This is a genomic window from Candidatus Eisenbacteria bacterium, assembly GCA_016867495.1.
In the GTDB taxonomy this organism is placed as follows: Bacteria; Eisenbacteria; RBG-16-71-46; order CAIMUX01; family VGJL01; genus VGJL01.
On record VGJL01000301.1, the window covers coordinates 1 to 2,301 of the forward strand.

General features: G+C 66.4%; 2 protein-coding genes. Both read left to right on the forward strand.

Annotation, left to right across the window (positions count from 1 at the left end; translation table 11 throughout):
• Nucleotides 1–1,431: PDZ domain-containing protein (locus tag FJY88_13695; GenBank protein ID MBM3288379.1), on the forward strand; the 1,431-nt coding region annotated here is incomplete at its 5' end.
• 193 nt (nucleotides 1,432–1,624) lie between these two features.
• Nucleotides 1,625–2,301 (forward strand): M23 family metallopeptidase (locus FJY88_13700; GenBank protein ID MBM3288380.1); only part of this gene is annotated, 677 nt, incomplete at its 3' end.

Consider the following 2,301-nt stretch of genomic DNA (forward strand, 5'->3'; position numbering starts at 1 on the left):
TTCGAGCCGATTCTCGAATCCGTCCGCTCCGGGCTCTGGAACCTGCTGGTTCTCTCGCTCGGAGCGATCCTTGGCGTCGGACTGGTTCTCTTCGCCGGCGGAAGGCGAGGCGCGCTCCCGGGCGGGGGCCCATCGGCGATGGAGGGGCCCGCCTTCGCCCCAATCATCGAGGAGGTCCTCCCCGCGGTCGTCTCGATCGATGTCGAGAAGCGCTTCCGCCATTCGGATCTCGGGATCGAGGGGGGAATCGATCCGGACAATCTCGACCCCGGCTTCCCGGAGGAGGAGTTCGAGATCCCCTCCTCGGGCAGCGGCTTCGTGATCGACGAGCGGGGGCACATCATCACCAACGACCATGTCGTGCGCGACGGCGTGCGGATCGATGTCCATACCTCGACCGGCGCGACCCTTCCTGCGCGCCTTGTGGGCCGGGATCCGATGACCGACATCGCTGTTCTTGAGGTCGAGCCGGACAGGCCCCTGCCGGTCGTGTCCCTCGGAGACTCCGACAACCTGAGAATCGGCGACTGGGTGATGGCGATCGGCAATCCGCTCGGCGTCCTCGAGGGGAGCGTCACCGCGGGAATCGTGAGCGCGAAGGGGCGCAGCGATCTGGCGATCAGCGGAGGAAGTCCGACCTATCAGGACTTCATCCAGACGGACGCGTCGATCAACCCGGGCAACAGCGGCGGGCCTCTCGTGAATGGAAGGGGGGAGGTCGTCGGGGTCAGCACCGCCTTCAACGCGCCGGGGGCCGGGATCGGATTCGCGATCTCGATCAACATGGCGCGGTCGGTCGCGGAGGAGCTGATTCGAAAGGGGCGGGTGCCCCGCGCCTTTCTGGGCGTCAACCTGATGGCCCTCGACAAGGAGCTTGCGGACGGCTGGGGGCTCTCGGGGATCCAGGGCGTCGTGGTCACCGATGTCCAGCCGGGGACCCCCGCCGCCGAGGCCGGTCTCCGGGAGGGGGATGTGATCATCGAGTTCAACGGCGTCAAGGTTGGAGCGGTCTCTCCGTTCCGGCTCCTCGTCGCGCGCAGCGAGGTCGGCAGCCGGGCGCGGATCCGTTACCTCCGCATGGGGAAGGGGATGGAAGTGGAAGTGGAGCTCACCGAGCGCCAAGACCCCGCGCCCAGCATGCCGCGGACCTCGAGCGCGACCCCGATGGACGACCTCGGTCTGCTCCTGGCGCCTCTTCCCGGCGAACTCGGCCTTCAGGGAGTGCTCGTCGATTCCGTTCTCGTCGACAGCCCAGCCTCTCGCGCGGGGATGCGCGCGGGCGACGTCATTTTGGAGGAGGGCTGGTCTCCGGTCGGGAATCCCGACGATCTCCTTCGCAGGATTGAGAGAGCCCTCGACCAACGGGGAGTCGTCGTCTTCAGGATCCAGAGGGGATCGGCCCGTTCCTATCTGGCGGTCCGTCCCCGCTAGGATGGGGATCCGGCACGAACGCGCGTTCTAACGCATTGTTCAGCAGTATGTTATGAGCTTATAGAAAGGTCCTTGACGCTCCGCCATCCCCTGACTAGCCTCCCTCTTGGGTCTTGCCCGAAGCGCCGATAACCAAGAGAAGGTGAAATCGCGGTCCGCCTGGTCGATGCACCCGGTGGCTGGGGGTCTTTGTATGGGTGGCCGATTCCTGCATATCGTCCTGATGCCGGAGGACGGGGGGACGGTGCGGAACTTTCGCATCACCGCCCGCGGACTCCGAGCGGTAATCCTCAGTCTGATCGGACTCGTTCTCGCCCTCGGAACATCCCTCACCTTCCACCTCCGCACCTTCAGCGACGCCCAGCAGCTCCGCACCCTCCGGGCCGAGAATCATGCCCTCCAGGACCGCGTCGATGAAATGGACTCGGCGATCCTCGAGATCACCCGGGACGTGGAGCGCTCCGGCCAGCGCGAGCGGGAGGCGCGGCTCCTCGCCGGCCTCGATCCCGTCGACGAAGAGACGCGGCGTCTGGGGATCGGCGGGCCCTTTCTCCAGGTCGAGCCTGCCAGCGGGATCGCCTCCGAAGATCTCCGCGACAAGCTGCGCGACCAGCAGAGTCGACTCGATGGCCTCAAGAGGCAGCTGGCGTTTCAGAAGAGCTCCTTCGCCGAGGTCCTGAACACGCTCGAATCGAGTCGGGAGAAGCTCGGGCGCACGCCGACGATCTGCCCCGTGCGGGGGGTCTACACGCTTTCGAGCGGATTCGGGGTTAGGAACGATCCGTTCACCGGGCGGTCGGGCCAGCACAACGGAATCGATTTCCGCGCCGCGCGCGGAACGCCCATCGTCGCATCCGCCAACGGGACGGT